Annotated in this window: 1 pseudogene; it reads left to right on the top strand. The window is 75.6% G+C overall.

The features are described from left to right. Window positions 1–577 (top strand): annotated as a pseudogene (locus AC31A1_RS52355) (hypothetical protein); the annotation flags it as partial.

The following is a 577-nucleotide window of genomic DNA, read 5'->3' as shown; positions in this document are numbered from 1 at the left end:
ATGAACCAGCGGCGCTCGCGCCGCCCCGCACCCCGCCCTCCGGAGGGCACACCGGCCCCCGCGGAACTGGCCAGAATGGCTCGCTCCGGCCTGGCCGGAGCCGCCCGCGTCGCCCACTGGGCCGACGCCGCACTACGCCCCGGCCGTGACAGCGCGAGCCCCGACGGCAAGGGCACCCTCTCCGACTCGACCGCCGAACTCGCGGCCGCGGATCTGGGCCTGACCCCGGCTCAGGTCCGCGCCGACTGGGACACCGCCCGCCTCGCCGGCCTCGTCGAGGTGCACGGCGACGAGGCCCGCCCCGGCTGGCGGCTGCGCGCCTGGGACCGCGACGACAGTGCCGTACTGCGCGGCTGGGTCGCCCTCTTCGACGCCTGGTCGCTCGCCCACCCGGAACCCCGGGAGCACGAGCCCTCAGCCGTCGCCGAGGTCGTTTCGGCCATGCCTCAGGTGCTCTCCTTCCTCCAGCTGTCCGCCGGACCCGTCCCCGTCGAACAGCTCCTCGACCTCCTCGGCCAACGGGTCACCGAACTGCGCACCGAGCGCTGCGAGATCCCCTACGGCCCCCAGCCCGAAC

It is taken from the genome of Streptomyces sp. P5F9 (assembly GCF_057961495.1).
This window is presented reverse-complemented; position numbering and strand designations above follow the sequence as displayed.